The sequence below is a fragment of the Haloarchaeobius baliensis genome (assembly GCF_052060055.1).
Taxonomy (GTDB): Archaea; Halobacteriota; Halobacteria; order Halobacteriales; family Natrialbaceae; genus Haloarchaeobius; species Haloarchaeobius baliensis.
On the sequence record NZ_JBPPFR010000004.1, the window covers coordinates 98,178 to 117,093 of the forward strand.

Annotated in this window: 24 protein-coding genes; 8 read left to right on the top strand and 16 right to left on the bottom strand. The window is 67.8% G+C overall.

The window, feature by feature from the left end; genetic code table 11:
- Nucleotides 1–2: 2 nt before the first annotated feature.
- The 4 genes from ACSG06_RS20820 to ACSG06_RS20835 form a co-directional block, all read right to left on the bottom strand.
- Nucleotides 3–1,655, bottom strand: coding sequence for a thiamine pyrophosphate-binding protein (locus ACSG06_RS20820; RefSeq protein WP_440992209.1), 1,653 nt, complete (start codon nt 1,653–1,655; stop codon nt 3–5).
- A gap of 215 nt (nt 1,656–1,870) precedes the next feature.
- On the bottom strand, nt 1,871–2,782 hold the full coding sequence (gnd, locus tag ACSG06_RS20825) for a phosphogluconate dehydrogenase (NAD(+)-dependent, decarboxylating) (protein ID WP_440992210.1): 912 nt from the start codon (nt 2,780–2,782) through the stop codon (nt 1,871–1,873).
- A gap of 55 nt (nt 2,783–2,837) precedes the next feature.
- On the bottom strand, nt 2,838–3,248 hold the full coding sequence (locus ACSG06_RS20830) for a hypothetical protein (RefSeq protein WP_440992211.1): 411 nt from the start codon (nt 3,246–3,248) through the stop codon (nt 2,838–2,840).
- A 172-nt stretch (nt 3,249–3,420) separates the two neighbouring features.
- Complete coding sequence (locus ACSG06_RS20835) at nt 3,421–3,597, bottom strand: hypothetical protein (protein ID WP_440992212.1); 177 nt, start codon at nt 3,595–3,597, stop codon at nt 3,421–3,423.
- 150 nt (nt 3,598–3,747) lie between these two features.
- Here ACSG06_RS20835 and ACSG06_RS20840 point away from each other — a divergent pair, with 150 nt between their 5' ends.
- The 3 genes from ACSG06_RS20840 to ACSG06_RS20850 all read left to right on the top strand — a co-directional run bounded on the left by ACSG06_RS20840 (nt 3,748) and on the right by ACSG06_RS20850 (nt 4,882).
- On the top strand, nt 3,748–4,185 hold the full coding sequence (locus tag ACSG06_RS20840; protein WP_440992213.1) for a PaaI family thioesterase: 438 nt from the start codon (nt 3,748–3,750) through the stop codon (nt 4,183–4,185).
- 54 nt (nt 4,186–4,239) lie between these two features.
- Complete coding sequence (locus ACSG06_RS20845; protein ID WP_440992214.1) at nt 4,240–4,593, top strand: DUF6199 family natural product biosynthesis protein; 354 nt, start codon at nt 4,240–4,242, stop codon at nt 4,591–4,593.
- 76 nt (nt 4,594–4,669) lie between these two features.
- On the top strand, nt 4,670–4,882 hold the full coding sequence (locus ACSG06_RS20850; RefSeq protein WP_440992215.1) for a DUF7535 family protein: 213 nt from the start codon (nt 4,670–4,672) through the stop codon (nt 4,880–4,882).
- 15 nt (nt 4,883–4,897) lie between these two features.
- On the opposite strand, the gene kynU is transcribed toward ACSG06_RS20850, so the two are convergent.
- Complete coding sequence (gene kynU / locus ACSG06_RS20855; protein ID WP_440992216.1) at nt 4,898–6,196, bottom strand: kynureninase; 1,299 nt, start codon at nt 6,194–6,196, stop codon at nt 4,898–4,900.
- Nucleotides 6,197–6,270: 74 nt separating this feature from the next.
- Nucleotides 6,271–6,450, bottom strand: coding sequence for a hypothetical protein (locus tag ACSG06_RS20860; protein ID WP_440992217.1), 180 nt, complete (start codon nt 6,448–6,450; stop codon nt 6,271–6,273).
- A gap of 101 nt (nt 6,451–6,551) precedes the next feature.
- On the opposite strand from ACSG06_RS20860, the gene mutS reads away from it, so the two are divergent.
- Both mutS and ACSG06_RS20870 read left to right on the top strand, forming a co-directional pair.
- Nucleotides 6,552–9,191 carry a DNA mismatch repair protein MutS gene (mutS, locus tag ACSG06_RS20865; protein ID WP_440992218.1) on the top strand — a complete coding sequence of 880 codons (2,640 nt, stop codon included), beginning with the start codon at nt 6,552–6,554 and terminating at the stop codon, nt 9,189–9,191.
- Between the two features lie 488 nt (nt 9,192–9,679).
- Nucleotides 9,680–10,108 carry a universal stress protein gene (locus ACSG06_RS20870; protein WP_440992219.1) on the top strand — a complete coding sequence of 143 codons (429 nt, stop codon included), beginning with the start codon at nt 9,680–9,682 and terminating at the stop codon, nt 10,106–10,108.
- Between the two features lie 4 nt (nt 10,109–10,112).
- Here ACSG06_RS20870 and ACSG06_RS20875 read toward each other — a convergent pair whose 3' ends face one another.
- Nucleotides 10,113–10,910: an alpha/beta fold hydrolase gene (locus tag ACSG06_RS20875; RefSeq protein ID WP_440992220.1), complete on the bottom strand. Its 798-nt coding sequence runs from the start codon at nt 10,908–10,910 to the stop codon at nt 10,113–10,115.
- Nucleotides 10,911–11,026: 116 nt separating this feature from the next.
- Here ACSG06_RS20875 and ACSG06_RS20880 point away from each other — a divergent pair, with 116 nt between their 5' ends.
- Genes ACSG06_RS20880 through ACSG06_RS20890 form a run of 3 tightly spaced genes read left to right on the top strand, consistent with a single transcriptional unit; the run spans nt 11,027 to nt 13,190 of the window.
- Complete coding sequence (locus ACSG06_RS20880) at nt 11,027–12,124, top strand: DHH family phosphoesterase (protein ID WP_440992221.1); 1,098 nt, start codon at nt 11,027–11,029, stop codon at nt 12,122–12,124.
- A gap of 57 nt (nt 12,125–12,181) precedes the next feature.
- The gene (locus tag ACSG06_RS20885) at nt 12,182–12,862 is read left to right on the top strand and encodes a hypothetical protein (protein ID WP_440992222.1); all 681 of its coding nucleotides are present in this window, start codon (nt 12,182–12,184) and stop codon (nt 12,860–12,862) included.
- Between the two features lie 58 nt (nt 12,863–12,920).
- The gene (locus tag ACSG06_RS20890) at nt 12,921–13,190 is read left to right on the top strand and encodes a type II toxin-antitoxin system HicB family antitoxin (RefSeq protein ID WP_440992223.1); all 270 of its coding nucleotides are present in this window, start codon (nt 12,921–12,923) and stop codon (nt 13,188–13,190) included.
- Between the two features lie 12 nt (nt 13,191–13,202).
- Here the strand turns inward: ACSG06_RS20890 and ACSG06_RS20895 are convergent, their stop codons facing one another.
- The 9 genes from ACSG06_RS20895 to ACSG06_RS20935 all read right to left on the bottom strand — a co-directional run bounded on the left by ACSG06_RS20895 (nt 13,203) and on the right by ACSG06_RS20935 (nt 18,853).
- Nucleotides 13,203–13,376 (bottom strand): hypothetical protein, encoded by a 174-nt coding sequence (locus ACSG06_RS20895; protein ID WP_440992224.1) that lies wholly within the window; start codon nt 13,374–13,376, stop codon nt 13,203–13,205.
- Nucleotides 13,377–13,483: 107 nt separating this feature from the next.
- Nucleotides 13,484–13,657 (bottom strand): hypothetical protein, encoded by a 174-nt coding sequence (locus ACSG06_RS20900; RefSeq protein WP_440992225.1) that lies wholly within the window; start codon nt 13,655–13,657, stop codon nt 13,484–13,486.
- Nucleotides 13,658–13,679: 22 nt separating this feature from the next.
- Nucleotides 13,680–14,495, bottom strand: a complete 816-nt coding sequence (locus ACSG06_RS20905; RefSeq protein WP_440992226.1) for a hypothetical protein — start codon at nt 14,493–14,495, stop codon at nt 13,680–13,682.
- A 156-nt stretch (nt 14,496–14,651) separates the two neighbouring features.
- Nucleotides 14,652–15,572 (bottom strand): carbohydrate kinase family protein, encoded by a 921-nt coding sequence (locus ACSG06_RS20910; protein ID WP_440992227.1) that lies wholly within the window; start codon nt 15,570–15,572, stop codon nt 14,652–14,654.
- Nucleotides 15,573–15,998, bottom strand: a complete 426-nt coding sequence (locus ACSG06_RS20915; RefSeq protein WP_440992228.1) for a DUF5807 family protein — start codon at nt 15,996–15,998, stop codon at nt 15,573–15,575.
- Between the two features lie 388 nt (nt 15,999–16,386).
- On the bottom strand, nt 16,387–16,989 hold the full coding sequence (locus ACSG06_RS20920; protein WP_440992229.1) for a flagellin: 603 nt from the start codon (nt 16,987–16,989) through the stop codon (nt 16,387–16,389).
- 3 nt (nt 16,990–16,992) lie between these two features.
- The gene (locus ACSG06_RS20925; protein ID WP_440992230.1) at nt 16,993–17,571 is read right to left on the bottom strand and encodes a flagellin; all 579 of its coding nucleotides are present in this window, start codon (nt 17,569–17,571) and stop codon (nt 16,993–16,995) included.
- Between the two features lie 219 nt (nt 17,572–17,790).
- Nucleotides 17,791–18,237 carry a DUF7500 family protein gene (locus ACSG06_RS20930; protein ID WP_440992231.1) on the bottom strand — a complete coding sequence of 149 codons (447 nt, stop codon included), beginning with the start codon at nt 18,235–18,237 and terminating at the stop codon, nt 17,791–17,793.
- Between the two features lie 40 nt (nt 18,238–18,277).
- Nucleotides 18,278–18,853, bottom strand: a complete 576-nt coding sequence (locus ACSG06_RS20935) for a flagellin (RefSeq protein ID WP_440992232.1) — start codon at nt 18,851–18,853, stop codon at nt 18,278–18,280.
- Nucleotides 18,854–18,916 lie beyond the last annotated feature (63 nt).

Consider the following 18,916-nt stretch of genomic DNA (forward strand, 5'->3'; position numbering starts at 1 on the left):
CCCTAGTCCGCGATGACCGGCGGCACCGCCCCTGGGTCGACCTGCACGTCGAGCAGCGTCGGTCGGTCCCGGTCGAATGCGTCGGCCAGCTCGCCAGCGAGGTCCGCGGGGTCGGTGACGACCGACCCAGCACAGCCGAAGCCACGGGCGACGGCGGCGTAATCCGTCTCCGGTGCGAAGTCGGTCGAGACGTCGACGCCGTAGTTCATGAGCTGGCTGGCCTTCGAGGAGCCGAGCGACTGGTTGTTCCAGACGACCACGACGACCGGCAGGTCGTCCCGGACCGCGGTCTCCAGGTCGGCGATGTGGTAGCCGATGCCACCGTCACCGGACACCGCGACGACGGGGCGGTCGGGGTCGGCGGCCTGCGCGCCGATTGCCTGCGGGAGCGCGCAGTTGATGCCATCGCTCCCTCTCGCCTGGATGTAGCCGACCCCGGGCTCGCGCACCTCGTAGAACGCACCGGTGAAGAAGCCGGGGAACGACGTCGCCGAGACGAGCAGTCCGTCCGCTGGCATGGCGTTCTGTAGCTCGCTGACGATGCGGGCGGGGTCGATGGGCGTCCCGTCGCTCTCCAGCCGGCCGGCGTACTCCCCGCGCCAGCTCTCCCGGTCGGCCGCGACCTGCTCGATGCGCGCTGCCCGGGCCGCGAACTCGTCGGGCTCGACGGCGTCGCGCAGGGCCGCCACCGTCGCTCGGATGTCGGCCTGCACCGCCACGTCGGCGTCGTAGTTCCGCCCGAGCCAGTGCGGGTCGAGGTCGACGTGGGCTATGGTCGCGTCCTCGGGCACGAGCGACCAGCCGACCGTCGAGAGCTCGCCGAAGCGACAGCCCAGCCCGAAGACCGCGTCGGCACGCTCGACGAGGTCGTTCGCCACCTCGCAGAAGCCCCAGCGGCCGACCACGCCGGCGGCGTAGGGCTCGTCCTCGGCGACGATCCCCTTCCCGTTCATCGACGTGACGACGGGCGTGTTCGTCGCGTCGGCGAGGTCGCCCACAGCTCCCGCCGCGCCGGCCCGGAGCGCTCCCTCGCCCGCGACGATGACGGGGCGGTCGGCGCCGGCCAGCACGTCGACCATGGCCGTCACGTCCTCGGGCGATGGCGCGGGCCCGCCGTCGTCGAACCTGATTCCGACGGAGTCGCCCGGCCCCGACTCCGTGTCCTCGGCGAGCACGTCCTCGGGCAGGTTCACGTGCGTCGGGCCGGGGACGCCAGCGACCGCCTCGCGTGCGGCGGCACGAACCGCCTCCACGACCCGCTCGGGCGACTCGGGGTCGTAGCTCGCCGCGACGTGTGGCCCGAGGATGGCCTCGTTGTCGGCGTCCTGGATGGCCTCCCGGCCCCGGAACGCCCGGTCGTTGTCGCCGGTCAGCGCGAGCACCGGGCTCGACGCGCCGTCGGCCTCGGTCAGCCCGACGCCGGTGTACGCCGCGCCCGGGCCGCCGACGCCGTCGCAGACGCCCAGCGTGCCCGTCACGCGGGCGTAGCCGTCGGCCATCATCGCCGCGCTGGCCTCGCTCCGCGGGTGGACGTGCCTGATGTCGGCGTCGGCGAGCGCCGCGTAGTACGGCTCCATCTGTTCGCACGGGAAGCCGAAGACCGTCGAGACGCCGCTGGCTTCGAGCGTCGAAACGAGGTCCTCCGCCGCGGTCACCGTCGACCACCAGTCACGGGAGTTGCTGTCATACTACACGGCGCGCGGCGGTGCCAGAAAAGTGTACCTCCACCATCTATTTCACGACCATCTGTTTCCCGCTCGGGTTCTCGCTGCGCTCGAACCGCTCGCGGCAAAAACATGGATGAAAAAGGCCGCGGCTCACTCCGTTCGCCGCGGCGAAACGGCGGCCTGCGGCCGCCGTACGTTCGGCCTCACTCCTCCCGCGCGACCTCGTGCCGCCCGAACCCGTACCGGAGCCGGTTCGCGAGCCGACGCGAGAACCGCCCCGACTCGGGGGCGCGGGAGCCGAACCGCTCGGCGAGCGACTGGTAGATGAGCGGGACGGGCACCTCCTGTTCGAGTGCCTCCTGCACCGTCCAGGTGCCCGTGGAGCCGCCGGCGACGTGGTCCGCCACGTCGCCGAGCTCGTCCGCGTCGGTGCCCTCCTCGCGGAACGCCTCCTCGCAGAGTTCCAGCAGCCACGACCGGATGACAGCGCCGTTGTTCCAGGTGCGCGCGACGGACTCCAGGTCGAGGTCGTACCGGCCGTTCGCGAGCAGCTCGAAGCCCTCGCCGTAGGTCTGCATGAGGGCGTACTCGACGCCGTTGTGGACCATCTTCACGTAGTGGCCGGAGCCGGCGGGCCCCATGCGGTCGTGGCCCTCGGGCCCGGTCGCGACGGCGTCGAACACCGGCGTCAGCTCCTCGTAGGCCCACTGGGGGCCGCCGACCATCAGCGAGAAGCCGAGCTCCGCGCCGGCGGGCCCGCCGGAGGTGCCGCAGTCGAGGTACGCGGCGTCGGTCTCCTCGGCACGACGGACGGAGTCCTCGAAGTGGGAGTTGCCGCCGTCGACCACGATGTCGTCGTCGTCGAGTCGCGGTTCGAGGTCGGCGAGCGCGGCGTCGACCGGTTCACCCGCCGGGACCATCAGCCAGATGCGCTTCTCGTCGCCGAGTTCCGCGGCGAGGTCGGCGACGGAGTCGACGGGCGTCGCGCCCGCGTCGGCCGCCGCGGCGACCGCCTCGTCGTCGAGGTCGAAGGCGACCACGTCGTGTCCCGCGGCGAGTGTTCGGTCGACCACGATGCGGCCCATCCGCCCGAGGCCGAGTACGCCCAGTTGCATGGCTCAGGGTGCTCGGGCAGACACCGTAGGGGTTGTGATTGTCGGCCGGGTCGGGTCAGTCGTACACGCCGACGGCGAACCGGGAGAGGACGTAGCCGAGCACCGCAAGCGAGCCCGCGAAGATGACGATGTCGACCGCCGGTTCTCCCGCAACGACGGCGAGTGGGTCGCCCGGGCGTCGGACGAGCCCGGCGACGACGTCGCGGACGCCGTGCGTGGCGATCCACAGGGCCCCGGGCAGCCCCCACGGATGGCGGTGCAGGACGCCCCAGGCGATGGCGAGGAACAGCGGCACCCAGCCGGCGATGAAGATGGCGTTGAGCGTGTCCAGACCACCGCCACCGACGCGGACCAGCACCTGGTACAGCGGCGAGGCCGACACGGCGATGGCGTAGCAGGCGACCAGTCTGTGGCCGAGCGGCGCCGAGGAATCGAGGTGAGCCGACGCGTCGAGGAAGTGAGTCATAGCTGAAGCGGGATACCAGACGGAGGTAGCCCACACGATAGTAAAATTATTCCGATACGTAGGCAGTGGGATATTCGTCGGGAGAAGTCGAGCGGGCGCTACTGCCGGGTCCCGCCGCACGGCGCGGACGGTGCCGAGCATCGTGTGGGAAGCGAGCGGGTCCGTTTCGACATCACACTGCCTCCTCGACTGAGACGGCCACGGTGGACTGGATCCACGCCGTGGAGCGGCCTTCGTCGAACAGCAGGACCTCGCCGTCGCCGACGTCGATGGCGACGTACGGGCCGAAGTCGACGGCGTCGACTCCGACCGTGTCGTGTCCCCGATCTGGGTTCGGTGCAGCAGCCATTGTGTACCTCGCCACTACGTTGGTGCCCGAACACGATAACTGTTAGCACACCACAAAGTCGTGCGTCGTGACCGCACGACTCCGACACACTGAAGACACGTTTCTCGACGTTGGCAAAACGGTATGGTCGCCGCCGTGTAACCGGATTGCATGACCGTCAACGCGATCTTCGACGCGATGCCGTACGCGAAGCACCTCGGCATCGAGATGGAGGCGGCCGAGGACGGCTTCGCCAGGGGTCGCCTCGAGCTCGTCGAGGAACACTCCTCGGTCCCCGGGAAGATCGTCGCCCACGGTGGCGTCGTCCACTCCTTCGCCGACCACGTCGCCGGCGCGGCCGTCATCTCGCTGAACTTCACGCCGACACCCACCATCGACATCCGCATCGACCACCTCGCGCCGGCGACGGAGGACCTCGTCGCCGAGGCCGAGGTCGTCCGCAATGGCGGCGACATCGCCACCGTCGACTGCGAGGTGACCGACGTGACCGGGACCCGTGTCGCCACCGCCCGCGGCGTGTTCAAGACGGCCGGCGGCGACGGCGGCTCCGCCTGGGTCGACGACGCCGACGAGTTCGACGTGGACTGAGTTCCCCCACCAGCTTTGGTCGGGGTTTTTCTCGCTGGAGGTACAACTACTGGTATGCTCGGCTCCCCGAAACTACGGAAGGCTATCGCCGCCGCGACTGCCGCACAGGGTCTGCTCAGCCTCCTCTTCCCGAAGCGCATGGCCAAGCTCGGCTCGCGCCTCCTGCTCGGCATGAGCTACGAGAACACCGGCGAGCTCGAACCCCGCGACTGGTACGTCGACTCCACCCGCGCCTCCGGCCTCGGGATGCTCGTCGGTGGCCTGTTCGGCTACATCCTCGCCGACCGCGCCGACGACAAGGCAGCCGCCGCGGCAGCCGTCGAGGAGGCAGACGCTGAGGACGACACGGAGACGACGGACGACGAGAGCGACGACGACGGCCCCGTGATGGTCGACATCGACGAGTAGCCGGTTACCAGCTATCCCCCAGGTACGAGCCCTGAACGTACTGTTTTTGCCCGTACACGACGTAGAGGGTACTGCCATGTCAACCGCTATCAAGAGCACCCTCAGCGAGAGCAAGGGAATGCACCCGAACGCACCGATGAGCGCCATCGGGTTCACCATGGCGGCGCTGCTCGCGCTCATCTTGCTCCCGCTCGCACCCATCATCCTGGTCGCGTGGCTCGCCGTGAAGATCGCCGAGGCGGCGGGTGGCGAGTCGGAGGCGGAGAGCCGACGCCCTGGCGCGGTGTAGCCACGTCCTCCCGGACTACGTCACCCCGTCGGCCTCGCGTTCGTACCGCTCGTAGACCGCGTCTTCGGCGATCTGCACGAGGTCGTCGACCACGGACCAGACCTCCGCGAAGGTGACGTAGTACGGCGACGGCGCAACCCGGATCACGTTCGGTGGCCGATAGTCCACGACGATGCCGCGGTCGCGCAGCGCCTCGCTGATGCGGTACCCCTCGGGGTGTTCGAGCGCGACGTGGCCGCCCCGTCGGTCGGGTTCTCGCGGCGTCCCCACCTCGAACCCGTGCTCGGCGAGCCGTGCGTCGGTGAGGTGGACGAGGTACTCCGTCAGTGCGACCGACTTCTCCCGGAGCGCGTCGATACCCGCGTCCTCGACCACGTCGAGCGAGCCGTCGAGCGGCGCGGCGGCGAGCAGCGGCGGCGTGCCGACCTGCCACGCGCCGGCGTCCGGCGCCTGGTCGTACGTCGTCCGCATCTCGAACATCGTCCCCTTGTCGTTGCCCCACCAGCCCGCGAGCGCGGGCGGCGAGCCGAAGTGCTCCTCGCTGACGTACAGCCCCGCGATGGCGCCGGGGCCGCCGTTGAGGTACTTGTACGTGCACCAGACCGCGAAGTCGACGCCGTTCGCGTCGAACTCGTGTCGCACCGCGCCGATGCTGTGGGCCGCGTCGACGCCGAACAGCGCGCCGTGCTCGCGGGCGAGGTCGGCGATGGCCTCGACGTCGAGGAGCTGGCCCGACCGATACAGGACCGTCGGGAGGAAGACGATGTCGACGTCGTTCTCGGCGAGTGCGGCCTCGACATCCTCGACGGTCACGGTCCGCCCGTCGCTGCTCTCGGCGACGACGAGGTGCTCCGCGGGGTCGAGCCCCCGCTGGCGGAGCTGCGCCCGGATGGCGTAGTGGTCCGTCGGGAAGTCGAGGTCGTCCACGAGGATGGTCTCCGCGCCGTAGGCGTCCAGCATCGTCCCGACGAGTGTGTGGATGTTCACCGTCGTCGAGTTGCCGACGACCACTTCGGACTCCTTCGCGCCGACGAGCGGGGCGAGCCGGTCGCCGAGCCGCTCCGGGTAGTGGAACCAGTCCGGGTCGGCCTCGCCCCAGCCCCGGATGGCGAGGTCGCGCCACTCGTCGACGACCCGGGCGAGCGCCGCCTCGGCGTCCTTCGACATGAGCCCCAGCGAGTTCCCGTCCATGTAGCGGTCGCCGTCGGGGATGTAGAACCGGTCCCGGAGCGAGGCGAGCGGGTCCTGCTCGTCCAGTTCCTCGGCGAACGCGCGGTCCGTCGGCGGGTCTGCGGGGAGTTCCGGCGTCGGCATGTTGGCTGCGGATTCGGGCGGAATCGTGAACTAGCTTTGGTCAGCGGCGACGGTGCCGGCTGGGCCAGCGACGGTCAGAACCCCAACGACGCGACGGCGAAGGTGCCGAGAACGATCGCGACCGCCACCGCACCGCCCTGCAGGAGCGCCACGTCGACCGGGACGGCCAACAGCACCCCCAGACCGGTGGTGATGCCGAACGCGACGACGGCGTTGGCGAGTGCGCGGACGAGTCGGTTCGGGTCGCTGGCCATACCACCCGCTCCTCGCGGAGGTGGCTAAAGGGCTTCGGCAGTCGCCGCCCCGCGACGCCGAACCCGCAGGGTTTTACTCCGTCTCCCGACCACTACCTGCCATGACAGAGGCGACGGGCATCGTCGGGGAGTTCCTGGGGCTCAAGGAGGAGACGGCAGCCGACGTGCTCGCGATGCAGTGCGGTGACTTCTACGAGTTCTTCGCGGACGACGCCGAGCTGGTCGCCGACGAGCTGGACCTGAAGGTGAGCCAGAAGTCGAGCCACGGCTCGTCGTACCCGATGGCGGGCGTGCCCGTCGACGACCTCACGCCGTACCTCAAGGCGCTGGTCGAGCGCGGCTACACGGTCGCCGTCGCAGAGCAACACGAGGATGACGGCGACATCCACCGCGAGGTAGAGCGCGTGGTGACGCCCGGGACGCTGCTCGACGTGGCCGGCGTGGACGCACAGTACCTCGCCGCCGTCGTGCGGGAGGGCGAGGGTGAGCAGGCCAGCTTCGGGCTCGCGTTCGCCGACGTGACGACGGGCCGGTTCCACGTGACGACGGTCGACGGAACCGACGCCGCGCTCACCGAGCTCTACCGGTTCAGCCCCGTGGAGGTGCTGCCCGGCCCCGACGTGCGGGACGACGGCGATCTCTGCGACCGCATCGAGGAGCGCACCGGCGCGCGGCTCTCGCTGCCCGACGCCGAGTCGTTCGCCCCCGGGAAGGCGAACCACGTCGCCCGCGGGCAGTTCGGCGACGAGACGTTCGCGACGCTGGGCGTGGGCGAGCTCGGGGTGCGCGCCGCGGGCGCCGTCCTCGCCTACGTCGGCGAGACGGGGACGGGCGTGCTGGCGTCGATGACCCGCGTGCAGCCCTACCACGGCGGCGAGCACGTCGAACTGGACGCGACGACCCAGCGCAACCTCGAGCTCACGGAGACGATGCACGGCGACCGCTCGGGCAGCCTCTTCGCGACGGTCGACCACACCGTCACCAGCCCGGGCGGTCGACTGCTGAAGGAGTGGCTCCAGCGCCCGCGACGCGACCGCGACACCCTCGCGGAGCGACAGGCGAGCGTCGCCGCCTTCGCCGCCGGCGCGCTCGGCCGCGAGGAGGTCCGCGAGATTCTCGACGCGGCGTACGACCTCGAACGCCTGGCATCGCGGGCGGTCGGCGGCAGTGCGGACGCGACGGACCTGCTCCGGGTGCGGGATACGCTCGGCGTGCTCCCGGAACTCGTCGAGGCGGTCGATGCGTCGCCCCAGCTCGCGGACTCGCCGCTCCCGGACATCCTCTCGCGGCCCGACCGCGAGACCGCCGCCGACCTCCGCGCGGAGCTCGCGGACGCGCTCGTCGAGGAGCCGCCGAAAACGACGACGCAGGGCGGGCTGTTCCAGCCCGGCTACGACGACGAGCTCGACGAGCTTCGAGAACAGCACGAGGCCGCACAGGCGTACTTCGACGAGCTGGCGGACCGGGTGAAACGGGAGCACGGCCTCAGCCACGTCACCGTCGACCGGAACAAGACCGACGGCTACTACGTGCAGGTCGGAAAATCGGCCGCCGACGGCGTCCCCGAGCACTTCGAGCACGTGAAGACGCTGAAGAACTCGAAGCGCTTCCGGACCGACGAACTCGCCGCGAAGGAGCGCGAGCTGTTCCGGCTGGAGGAGCGACGCGGCGAGCTGGAGGCCCGGCTGTTCGCCGAACTCCGCGACCGGGTCGCCGCCCGCGCCGAGCTCCTGCAGGACGTGGGCCGCACCGTCGCCGAGGTGGACGTGCTCGCGAGCCTCGCGACCCACGCCGTCTCGAACGACTGGACCCGGCCCGAGCTGACCGAGGGGAGCGGGCTCGATGTCACGGCGGGTCGCCACCCCGTCGTCGAGCAGACCGTCGAGTTCGTCCCGAACGACTGCCACATGGACGACGAGCGCACGTTCACCGTCGTGACGGGGCCTAACATGAGCGGGAAGTCGACGTACATGCGCCAGACGGCGCTCATCGTCCTGCTCGCGCAGGTCGGCAGCTTCGTGCCCGCCCGGGAGGCCACGGTCGGCCTCGTCGACGGCATCTACACCCGGGTCGGCGCGCTGGACGAGCTCGCACAGGGCCGCTCCACCTTCATGGTCGAGATGCAGGAGCTCTCGAACATCCTCCACTCCGCCACCGAGGACTCGCTCGTCATCCTGGACGAAGTGGGGCGGGGGACCGCCACCTACGACGGCATCTCCATCGCCTGGGCCGCCGTCGAGTACCTGCACAACGAGATCCGCGCGAAGACCCTCTTCGCGACGCACTACCACGAGCTGACCGGGCTCGCGGAGCACCTCGAACGGGTGCAGAACGTCCACGTCGCGGCCGACGAGCGCGACGGCGACGTGACCTTCCTCCGCACCGTTCGGGAGGGCCCGACCGACCGCTCCTACGGCATCCACGTCGCCGACCTCGCCGGCGTCCCCGGCCCGGTCGTCGACCGCGCCCGCGACGTCCTCGACCGGCTCAGGCAGGAGAAGGCCATCGAGGCCCGCGGCAGCGGCGGCGACGGCGACGGCACGAAGCAGGTCGTCTTCGACCTCGACAGCGGGACGATGACCACCGCCGACGGCGGCCGAGAGCCGGCGCCCGACCCCGCACTCGACCCCGAGACCGAGGCCATCCTCGACGAACTGGACGACATCGACGTGGACCACACCTCCCCCGTCGAACTGATGCAGCGCGTGCAGGAGTGGCAGGAGCGGTTGCAGCGGGAGTGAACACCGGCGACGATATTCGACCATCCGGATGGCGCGCGGCTGTCTCGGAATCGCTTGCGATTCCGATGGCCAGTGAGAGCTTGCTCTCACCCTGGCGAGCGTGCCGGAGGCCGCGAGCCATCCGTGCGAGGGATGAGGAGCGCAGCGCCAGCGAGCACCGCAATCGGCTGGGGAGGCGTGAGGTGCGGTGCGGTCGCGGTGGGGCGGACTGAAAGGGACGAGGCGCTCGGCGAACCCGGACCCGACAAGCACCGCAGGTACGAGGAGCGCAGTCGGGTCCCGGGAGCCGAGCGCCTCGGGGCTTTCTGGCTGTTCGAGTTGCAAGCAGTTCCAACGACAGACGGGACTTTCTGGCTGTTGTCGAGACCAGCACGTCCCACGACTGCCGAACCATCCCGCGCGGTCAACCCGTCCCCCTGCGAACGCCAGTGCCACCCGACCATCAAGAGGTCCGCAGATTTATGCCGCCTGCCGGAAAATCCACGCGTATGTTCGACACCGTCGTCATCGCCACCGACGGCTCCGAGAGCGTGAAACGCGCGGTCTCGGTCGCCCTCGACCTGTCCGAGCGGTTCGACGCGACGGTCCACGCGCTGTACGTGATCGACGCGAGCGAGGTGGAGTCGTCGCCGGAGTCCGTGCGCGACCAGTTCCGCGAGGCCCTGGAGGAGAGCGCGGAGGAGGCGCTGGAGGACGTCGCCGCGGGCACGGACCTGCCGGTGCAGACCGCCATCCGCGAGGGCCGCCCCGCCGCGGAGATCTGTGCGTTCGCCCGCGAGGTCGACGCCGACGTGGTCGCGACCGGCACGCGGGGGAGACACGGCGAGAACCGGTTCCTCATCGGGAGCGTCGCCGAGCGCGTCGTCCGCACCTGCGAGAGCCCCGTGCTGACGGTGCGGCAGCTGCAGGAGGCGTAGGCGGTCAGTCCTCGACCCGGTACAGGAACGCCCGGAGCTCCGCCCAGGCCGCGTCGTGTGCGTCCCAGAAGACGTGATGGCCGGCACCGGGCACGTGGACGAGTCGGCCATCGGGCAACGCATCCGCAATCTCCAGGTCCGCCGCTCGCTCCTCCGGGTCGGTGTCCCGCTTCAGCACCAGCGTCGGCGCTTCGATGTCCGGGAACGCCTCGGGGGTCTGCTCGAACCCGGCGGCCGCGAAGCCCGCGATGTTCGGGTCGCACTCCGAGTTCGCCACGGCCACCCGGCGCGCCCGCTCGTCGCTCAGCTCGTCGTGCTCGGCGGCGATCTCCTCGACCGACTGCTCCGCCAACCCCGCCACGCGCTCGCGGACGAACTCCGCCATCTCCTCGGGACTCATGTCGGGCTCGCCACGCCAGGCGTCCGGGTCCTCCAGCACGACGGCGCTGGGGAGCTGGGGGTGCCGGGCTGCCGTCCAGGCGACCGTCGAGCCGCCGGCGGAGTGGCCGACCAGGACGGGGTCATCGAGTTCCAGCGCCTCGACCAGCCCGACGAGGTCCGCCACGCGGTCGTCGATGCCGTAGCCCCAGTCCGGACCGTCGGAGCCGCCGTGCCCCCGGGCGTCGTAGGCGACCACGTCGAACGACGCCGCGAGGTCCTCGATGAGGGGGATTCGACAGCGCGCGTTCTCGTAGAAGCCGTGGGCGACGACGAGCGACGGGCCGTCGCCCGTGCGGTGGTACTGGAGGTCGATGTCGTTCGCGTGGACGGTGTCGGTGGTCCAGCCGTCGGGGACGTCCATGCCAGCACGGCCGGGAGCGTGGACCGAAAAGGTACCGCCGGCGTGCGACTCCACCACAGGGTCGCGACGCGCCGGGGAACCGGCGGCTTCTTCCCGCTCCCGCCACTTCTCCCGCTATGGACGAGGAACTCATCGCTGACGAGGACATGCCGCTGGCCCGGAAATCCGTCCTGCCGGGCACCGGCTTCTTCGTACCCGACGAGGTCGACGACGAGCGACGCGAGCGCGAGGCGATGTCGGCGCTGGAGGGGAAGTCGGTGGCCGTCGTGGCCGACCCCGACGCCGACGGGCTGGCCTGCGTCGCGCTGCTGCGGGAGGCCTTCGGCGAGGCCGGACTCGTGCCGGCGGGGCCACACAACCTGGAGGAGGGCATGGAGCTGGTCGCGGAGTTCGGCGAGCCCGGACTGGACGTATTCGTCTGCGACCTCTGCCCGGACAGGTTCGAGTACGTCGAGGAGGAACTGGACATGCTGCTCGAGACCGCCGACAGCGTGCGCTGGTTCGACCACCACCAGTGGGACCCCGAGGTCGAGGAAGCGGTCCGCGACGCTGGCGTCGACCTCGTCGTCGGCGACGGCGAAACGGAGTGCACCGCCGACGTGGCCGTGCGCTCGCTCGACTACGAGTTCGACGAGCAGTGGGTCGACCTCGCCGCGGTCACCCGCGACCACGACCTCTGGCTGCGCGAGGACGAGCGCTCCGACGACCTCGCCGACCTCGCGTACTGGCTCGAACCCGACGAGTACGTCGACATCATCTCACAGGGCGGCGCGGACCTCCCGCCCGAGGCCCAGGAGCTGCTCGCCGACCGCCGCGTCGAGAAGGAGGCACTCATCGAGAAGGCCGTCGACCGCGGCGAGATCCGGGAGGTCAACGGCTGGAGCGTCGGCGTCACCTACGGCCGCTGCTCCCAGAACGAGGTCGCCGAGGCGTTCCGCGAACAGGGTGCCGACGCCAGCGTCGTCGTCAAGCCCGCCGGCTCCGCCAGCATCCGCGGCACCGACGCGTTCGAGCGCTGCCACGAGGTCGCCGCGCAGGTCAACGGCGGCGGCCACCCCAAGGCGGCCGGCTGCAAGCCCGACATCTACGGCGACATGCTCGACTACGCCCACCACTGGACCACCCGCGGCGCGACCGCGAAGCAGGTCATCCTCGACGGCTTCCGGAACCTGGAGCCCGAGGACGACGACGAGGGCGTGGAGACGGAGCGGTAACGGTCGCGACTTCGTTCTCGGAACAAGACACTTACCCCGTTAGTGAGAACGGCAACCATGGACCGCCGTCGGCTCCTCGCCACCTTCGGACTGGTCGCGCTCCCGGGATGTTCCGCACTGGATGGTTCGGAGACAGAAGCCGAGACGACGAGCGCCACGACCACAACGCCCACCGAGACGACGGCAACGCCGACCGCGACACCGACCGCGGAACCGACGACGACCGCCGAGCCGCCGGATTCCATCGCCGACGCGAACGTCTCCTTCCACGTCGAGACGCTGCGCGAGGCGACTTCGGAGCACCCGGCGGAGATAGAGATCAGCGTCACGAACGAGGGCCGACCCCGGGACCTGAACTTCATCGGCTCCGCACCGCTGTCGTCGGAGTTCGTCGGTGACGGACCCGAACCGGAGGGATTGCTCCTGGCACCACACGACCGTCACGATACGGCCATCATCGACGAGAACGGGGACCACGAGGCCACCGTCGTCCCGGACTCTCGGCGAGGGGAGTGCTGGAACCGAATCGACATCCCCTACAGTCCACCGAACAGCGGCTTCAAGGTTATTTTGGACCGGGACGAGACGTTCACGAACACGTACTCGGTGCTCGTCAACAGTCCCCGTGGCTGTGTCGCTTCGGGCGAGTACACCTTCGAGAGCGAGTTCCAGATACCGGACGATGGCCTCGTCGAGTTCACCTGGGAGTTCTCGCTGACGTATCCGGTGACGGTGTAGGCCGTCGACTCCGAACTCGGCCGAACGTTTATCCCGCAAAATGGCCAAACTCTCGGTGATGGCCAGTTCGACGCGGGACGGCGACGCGCACGACGACGAGATCCGTCTGTGGCGCGAGGACGGCTGGTGGATCGCCAAAGACGTCGAGACTGGCGTGACTACGCAGGGCGATTCCCGAACCGAGGCACTGGAGAACCTCGACGATGCGGTCGCGCTTCATCGTGGAGAAGCGGGGAACGAACCAAGCGAGGAGGAGCTTCGGGAGACGGGAATCGAGCCCGATGATAATACGACGGGCGACCGCGAGCCGCCCCGGATAGTCGAGTAGTACAGTCCAGAGTCACACCGACACCGCGTCGTTCAGCTCCAACGCGACGCCGAACAGTCCGAGGAGGAAGCCGGCCATCATTGCTCCCCCGGCGATTCCGCTGAGAGACAGGTTCGCCGCCGTGACCGCGACGAGTCCCAGTACGATCGCGAACTTGAGGAGGGTGTCACCGAACGCGGAGTCCATACGCACAGCAATCCTTTTTCTGATAAGTTGGTTCCGGTTGGGCCCGGTACCCGAGGACGGGGTGATGGCCGCCCGCCGAGGGGTTTCGACGGGTGGACGCCCGACGTTCAGAGAAGTTCGAGCGACCGCGCGGCGAAGACGGCGCCCGTGAATCCGAACAAGACGACCATAGCCGCGTTCATCAGGCTCGGATCGACGTAACGATACTCGTAGAATGTAATCCCCATCATGAAAAACGCGACTATTTCCCCGATCGTGTATCCAACTCTATCAGAGTCCATGGTGGAGTATTATTGATGTACCTTATTGCGTCTCGATGTCGACATCGTAATCTAGCTGTGCGATCGGGATAGTTGGTGCTGCAGGGATATGCTTAATTTTGGTTATAACTCCACACCCTTCGTTGTGGTGTTCATATTCAGTGACTAACAAACGGCCAGAGGCCGCCATGATTATGGCGGCGATGGCAAGCGAACCCCCAGTAGTAACACCCAAGATCGAGGCGAGAGCGCCTTGGCCTATGTTTCCTTGTGTGAGACGATATTTCAGCTCCTCAGTATCCTCATCGTTGGTGTACATGTGGTGTTTGAGATACGGGTCAAAGATTCCACTGGGGCCGTGGAACTCGTATTTCGTTTCCCCGCAGCCGGAAGTACCGGCGTCACCGTTGCTGTTCTGACCAGGCTCGACTTCTCGTTCGAATTGCTCTGTCGTTTCTAATTCGGCAGGACCAGATTCATTCGTGATTTCGAGGTAACCTTCATCGATGAAATCATTGATTCTCTCCACAGCCCTCGCTAGGAGATAGGCTGCGTCTTCTCCAGTGATTGACCCCTCGTCTCGAATGGAAGCTCTAATAGACTCTCTGAGCTGTTCCTCAGGGTTTTCACCACCACGGCTGTGAGTTTCGACCTGATTAATAACGTCCTGAGTGTTCAGTTCCTCTCCCCTCCTTGTGACCAAGAGATCGACCCTTCCGTCTCGGACAACAATAGGTAGCGATGGTTCCTCCGGCTCATCGCTACTATCGCCAGGCTTTGCACCGGAAACTGATGCAATACTGCCAAGAGCACTGGAACCGACGATTCCTTTAATCAGACTTCTTCTATTTCGTACCACACACCATCTTCCAAATACAATATGTATATAACATTCGTATTAAAGTTTATTTATTAATTTTAATTTGGTGTGTAAATAATGACTACTCTGTTCGATGTCCCTGATCGTGATTCCAGAGATATTTAATCTGGGCACCGACATGGAACACAGAACCGGCTACAGTCGCTCCACGACTACGTCCCGCCCCGGCAACCCACCACGCGCACCTTCACCAAGACAGTTCTCCGCCGCAACAGCAGCGGCGAACCGCCCCGCCTCCGCCGCCGATTTCCCGTCGAGAATCCACGCATCCACGAGCCCCGCCGAGAAGGCGTCGCCGGCACCGGTCGTATCCACGGCGTCGACCCGAAACGCGGGCACCGCCACCACGTCGTCGCCGTCGAGCAGCAGCGCACCGTCCTCGCCGCGCGTCAGCGCGGCCCGCGTGACCCCGCGCTCGCGCAGTTCCGCGGCCGCCTCGCGCCCGTCGCAGCCGAGATAGGAGCGCAGGGGCACCTCGCTCGACACGAAGCAGTCCACCACGGGGAGCAGGTCGTCGATGGTCGCGGGCTCGGTTCCGCGGTCCTCCAGCTCCGCCAGCGGCCCGGCCAGATCGAAGACGATGGGCGGGAAGGTGTCGTCCGCCCGCGCCGCCGCGACGAGTCGGGAGACGACCTGGTCCGGCGCGTAGGCGCTGGTGAACACTACGTCGGCGTCGCGGCAGTACTCCAGCGCGGCATCGTCAAGCCGCAACTTGGGAATGCTCTCGCCACCCGCGATTATCATCCGTCGGCCGTCGTCGTCGCGGAGTATCATCGCGTAGCTGGAGCGCTCGTCGCCGCGGGCGACGTGGCTGGCGTCGATATCTTCGGCAGCCAGGGAGTCGAGAATCCGGTCGCCGTCGTCGTCCCTGCCGACGCGGCTGACGACGCCGGCGTCACGCCCGAGCCGGCTGCAGGCGGTGGCGACGTTGGCTGCGACGCCGCCGGCCGCGAGTCGTTCGTCGCGGGCGAACGCGCCGCCGTCGGGCTCCGGCAGGTTGGTGACGGGGTAGATGCGGTCGAGCAGCGCGCTGCCGACGGCGACGACGGTGGGCATCTACCGGGAGCCGGCGACCCACTTCTGGCTGTACGCCGCGCCGCAGGAGCAGCGGGCGTAGGCGTGGATGACGTCGCCCTCCTCGTAGAGGCCGCCGACCTCCTCGTTCTGCTCCTCGGCGAAGGCGAACACGTACTCGACGTGGCCGTCGTCGCACTCCGGACAGTCGCCGGCGGTGAGGTTCGGTGCGATGACGCCCTCGGTGCCCATCGCCTCCTTCGCGAAGTTCATCGCGTCGGCGCCGGTCGCGGCGGTGAACGCGTTCCGGCCGCTGTCGCCGTCGACCACGACGACGATGCCGTCGGCGACGCGCTCGCCGTACTTCTCGAGCCGGCCGAGGTCGTCGACGAAGCTGTCGGCCAGGTAGAGTGCGATGTCCTCGGGCAGTTCGCCCGCCAGAAAGGTCTCGCGGCGTGAGTCGCTCATGGTCGGGATACCGTCTCGACCGATAAAAAGCACGCGAGTCGCCCCGAGTGGGAAGGTCGGGGCGGGCTCGCAGCCGAATCCGCGTTGCCTCGCGGTGTGGGATACACCACGTGGGGTGACCCCGGCGGCCGGTTGCCGCCGACGTCGGATCGTGTTGCCTGGATCGATGCGTCGGGAGACGCCTCGTATCCTTCGTTGGGATGTTCGTCGAGCTGTACCGTTCCGGGCGAGTCTACGAGCGCATCCCGTGAGGGACGCGTCGAGCGGTCCTCGTCTCCGGTCGATGTCACCGGCGCATCCCCGGTCCGGATGGTGGACCGGAGGGGATACGCCCGCAGACGTTACTCGGAGTCGACGAGGCTGAGGTGGGAAGTCTCAGCGTCGTCGCTTAGACCGCCACGTAGTCCTGGTCGGAGATCGTGTCCGGCACGTTGACGCCGTACACGGTCGTCGCACCGGACTGGTCGACGAAGCGGACCGTCGCTTCCTCGCCCTCTTCGAGCGGGTCGCCGAGTGCGCCGAGGTTGAGGCCGACGATGACCCGGTCGGACGTGTTCGCGAGGACGGTCTGGTTGCTCCCGGCGGCGAGTGCCGTCCCGGGCGCGGTCGTGTCGGCGACGATGAAGTTACCGCTGCCGTACGAGGCCGCGAACGTCAGCGTCTCGGAGATGTCCTCACTGGTGTACTCGATGGTCGCGTCCTCCAGGTCGAGGTCGCCGGAGCCGGCGGACTTCATGACCGTGAAGTTGAGGTAGTCCACGCTATCGTTCGCGTCGACGCTACCGGATGCGCTGACCACGGTAATCTGGTTGGACACCTGGGACTGGGAATCCTGGCCCGTGTCGGAGGCGGTGGACTCCAGCAGGCCGGCCGTGTTGATGAGCACGCCCGCGGCGACTGCCGCGACGAGCACCATCGCGATGAAGATGATCAGCGTGCCGATACCGACCTGACCGCGGTCGCCGTCGTTCTCGGTGATGTCTGCGAACATGGATTAGACCTCCACGAACGTCTCACCGGCGATGCTGTCGGGCACGTTGACGCCGTAGATGGTCGTCGCGCCGGACTGGTCGACGAAGCGAACGGTCGCCTCCGCTCCCTCGTCCAGCTGGCTGTCGACAGCGGTCACGTCGATGGTGACCTGCACACGCTCGCTCGTGTTGGACAGAACGAGGTTACCATCACCCTTGATCGAGGTGACGGAGAACTCGGTCCCCGACGTGGAAGCGTTCTGCGTGAGCGTCTGCGTCGCCGTGTCCGATTGATACTCGATGGTCGCGTCGGCGAGGTCGATATTACTCGCACCCGCGGACTTCTTGACCGTGAAGTTAAGCGACTCGACCGCGCTGTCGCTGTCGGTGTTGTGACCGACTGCCGTCACGACATCGATCTGGTTGGAAACCTGTGCCTGCGAGTCCGCGCCCGTGTCGGACGCCGTGGACTCGAGCAGCCCGGCCGTGTTGATCAACACGCCGGCCGCCACTGCGGCGACGAGCACCATGGCAATGAAGATTATCAGGGTGCCGATGCCCACCTGACCGCGTTCGTCGTTCTCTGTTACGTCCACTATCATTGGTTTACGTGGGGATGCGCCCCGAATGGTCCAATGGTACCTACTACTATCAAGGCCTGTATGGTTTCGAGTGCCGTTACGGCCCTCGACTCACGACTCGATACGGCGCGGGAAATGAACCGGTTATCGTATCGCAGTCGCTCGGTTCTTTAACGTTCAATTCACCAACAGCACTGCTACGCCGTGTCGTAGAGTCCCGCAGAACTACCATTTCCGTGACTAGACTTCCAGCGGCGACGCGTCCAGCAGTATCCGGAGCGTCTCCTCGGTGTCCAGCTCGTCGTCGAGCTCGTCGGCGTACCACGTCAGCAGCGACGTGAACACCTCGCGCACGTCGTTCGAGCGGATCTCCTCGTGGGCGACGCCGTCGTCGGTCTTCACCGCGATGTCGACGCCGTATCGCTCGTCCGTGTTCGCTAGCGCGTCGGCGGACACGGCGGCCCGCGGTGGGCCACCGGACCCGTCGGTCGCCAGCCCGGCGCGTGCCGGGTCGACGTCCGGAAGTCGGGTCTGACCGCCGTGCGATCCCGCAGACGGACCATCGCTCGCCGAGACGACGAACCGACCGTCACCGAGGTCCTTGCAGTGGTCCTCGTCAGGGGTCAGCTCCTCTGGCGAGAGGATGCCGTCGGCGCGTTCGTCCGTGTGCTTCGTGCGTTCGTTCATTGTTTGATGTGTGCCCCGGGAGGGGCACCGGTTCCTCCCATCAGACGACGACGTACTGCTCGTCGGAGATCGATTGCGGGACGTTGATGCCATACAGCGTCTTCGCCCCGGACTGATCGACGATCTGGAGCATCGCCTGTTCGCCCTCGGGAAGGTACGTTCCTTCGACTTGCGGATCGGTGACGTTGATGGAGACGCGGATGCGGTCGGATCGGTCGTTCAGCGTCGTGTTCGAGTCGCCGCTCATGTTGATGAGCGAGACTGCGGAGTCGTCGGACGACAACGTGACCGCTGCCGAGTCCGAGACCCATTCGAACGACGCCTTGCTCAGGTCAATATCGCCGGCACCGGCTGCCTGCATCAAGGTGAGGTTTACCTTGTTGACGCCGGTGCCATTGGCGTTCACCTCGCCGGTCGCGCTGACAGCGACGATGTGATTAGAGACCTGTGACTGTGCGTCGGTACTCGTGTCCGACGCCTTCGCTTCCAGCATGCCTGCCGTGTTGATGAGCACGCCAGCTGCGACAGCCGCGACCAGGACCATCGCGATAAAGATGATCAAGGTCCCGATGCCGACCTGCCCGCGGTCTTCATCTTGTGGTTCCGTTACGTTCATCGGTAATTCACCCCGTGCGAGCAGCTCACTCGCGCCCTCGCGGACACGACCAGCTACGCGTGG

What these genes read in the sequence shown, in the direction of transcription:
- gnd (WP_440992210.1), bottom strand. Translation starts at nt 2,782, where the DNA reads ATGCAACTGGGCGTACTCGGCCTCGGGCGGATGGGCCGCATCGTGGTC.
- ACSG06_RS20830 (WP_440992211.1), bottom strand. Translation starts at nt 3,248, where the DNA reads ATGACTCACTTCCTCGACGCGTCGGCTCACCTCGATTCCTCGGCGCCG.
- ACSG06_RS20835 (WP_440992212.1), bottom strand. Translation starts at nt 3,597, where the DNA reads ATGGCTGCTGCACCGAACCCAGATCGGGGACACGACACGGTCGGAGTC.
- ACSG06_RS20840 (WP_440992213.1), top strand. Translation starts at nt 3,748, where the DNA reads ATGACCGTCAACGCGATCTTCGACGCGATGCCGTACGCGAAGCACCTC.
- ACSG06_RS20845 (WP_440992214.1), top strand. Translation starts at nt 4,240, where the DNA reads ATGCTCGGCTCCCCGAAACTACGGAAGGCTATCGCCGCCGCGACTGCC.
- ACSG06_RS20850 (WP_440992215.1), top strand. Translation starts at nt 4,670, where the DNA reads ATGTCAACCGCTATCAAGAGCACCCTCAGCGAGAGCAAGGGAATGCAC.
- kynU (WP_440992216.1), bottom strand. Translation starts at nt 6,196, where the DNA reads ATGCCGACGCCGGAACTCCCCGCAGACCCGCCGACGGACCGCGCGTTC.
- ACSG06_RS20860 (WP_440992217.1), bottom strand. Translation starts at nt 6,450, where the DNA reads ATGGCCAGCGACCCGAACCGACTCGTCCGCGCACTCGCCAACGCCGTC.
- mutS (WP_440992218.1), top strand. Translation starts at nt 6,552, where the DNA reads ATGACAGAGGCGACGGGCATCGTCGGGGAGTTCCTGGGGCTCAAGGAG.
- ACSG06_RS20870 (WP_440992219.1), top strand. Translation starts at nt 9,680, where the DNA reads ATGTTCGACACCGTCGTCATCGCCACCGACGGCTCCGAGAGCGTGAAA.
- ACSG06_RS20875 (WP_440992220.1), bottom strand. Translation starts at nt 10,910, where the DNA reads ATGGACGTCCCCGACGGCTGGACCACCGACACCGTCCACGCGAACGAC.
- ACSG06_RS20880 (WP_440992221.1), top strand. Translation starts at nt 11,027, where the DNA reads ATGGACGAGGAACTCATCGCTGACGAGGACATGCCGCTGGCCCGGAAA.
- ACSG06_RS20885 (WP_440992222.1), top strand. Translation starts at nt 12,182, where the DNA reads ATGGACCGCCGTCGGCTCCTCGCCACCTTCGGACTGGTCGCGCTCCCG.
- ACSG06_RS20890 (WP_440992223.1), top strand. Translation starts at nt 12,921, where the DNA reads ATGGCCAGTTCGACGCGGGACGGCGACGCGCACGACGACGAGATCCGT.
- ACSG06_RS20895 (WP_440992224.1), bottom strand. Translation starts at nt 13,376, where the DNA reads ATGGACTCCGCGTTCGGTGACACCCTCCTCAAGTTCGCGATCGTACTG.
- ACSG06_RS20900 (WP_440992225.1), bottom strand. Translation starts at nt 13,657, where the DNA reads ATGGACTCTGATAGAGTTGGATACACGATCGGGGAAATAGTCGCGTTT.
- ACSG06_RS20910 (WP_440992227.1), bottom strand. Translation starts at nt 15,572, where the DNA reads ATGCCCACCGTCGTCGCCGTCGGCAGCGCGCTGCTCGACCGCATCTAC.
- ACSG06_RS20915 (WP_440992228.1), bottom strand. Translation starts at nt 15,998, where the DNA reads ATGAGCGACTCACGCCGCGAGACCTTTCTGGCGGGCGAACTGCCCGAG.
- ACSG06_RS20920 (WP_440992229.1), bottom strand. Translation starts at nt 16,989, where the DNA reads ATGTTCGCAGACATCACCGAGAACGACGGCGACCGCGGTCAGGTCGGT.
- ACSG06_RS20925 (WP_440992230.1), bottom strand. Translation starts at nt 17,571, where the DNA reads ATGATAGTGGACGTAACAGAGAACGACGAACGCGGTCAGGTGGGCATC.
- ACSG06_RS20930 (WP_440992231.1), bottom strand. Translation starts at nt 18,237, where the DNA reads ATGAACGAACGCACGAAGCACACGGACGAACGCGCCGACGGCATCCTC.
- ACSG06_RS20935 (WP_440992232.1), bottom strand. Translation starts at nt 18,853, where the DNA reads ATGAACGTAACGGAACCACAAGATGAAGACCGCGGGCAGGTCGGCATC.